The 525-nt window shown below is 63.0% G+C and carries 1 protein-coding gene; it reads left to right on the top strand.

The genetic code is table 11. The features are described from left to right. Nucleotides 1–306: S-layer homology domain-containing protein (locus AC5RVV_RS17965; RefSeq protein WP_494002708.1), on the top strand; the 306-nt coding region annotated here is incomplete at its 5' end. Nucleotides 307–525 lie beyond the last annotated feature (219 nt).

Genomic DNA, 525 nt, shown 5'->3' with positions numbered 1-525 from the left:
ATTTCCACCGGCTGGACCGAAGCCGACGGGACGAAGACCTACCGGCCGTTCGAACCCATTGGGCGCGACGCCATGGCGGCTTTCATGTACCGCTTGGCAGAATCTCCGGCTTACACCGCCCCGGCCGTTGCCCCGTTCCGGGACGTGTTGACCGGCCAGCAGTTCTACAAGGAAATGGCCTGGCTGGCCGAGAAGGGCATTTCGACCGGTTGGACGGAGGCGGATGGGTCCAAGACCTACCGCCCGCTGCAGCCGATCAACCGCGACGCCATGGCCGCATTTATGTACCGGTTCGCGCGGCTGTAGCAGGCCCGCCGGGGTCCGGGTAGCTTTCTACAGTTGGGAGTGAATCACGAGTGAATGCAGGTGCTACCGCAGCTGACATCGTCGGCCGCCGGAATGAACTTGAACTGGAAATTGCGCGCTTGGTGGCGGAGGTGCCCGCGACGGGATGGACCTCGCTGAAGTTCGGCATGAAGTGCGTCGGCAATGTCCAGGGCGGCCTGATTTTCGTGGATCGCAACG

It is taken from the genome of Arthrobacter sp. MDT2-34-1, assembly GCF_059091365.1.
The sequence above is the reverse complement of the archived record's forward strand: the minus strand, read 5'-3'. Positions and strand labels throughout refer to the sequence as shown.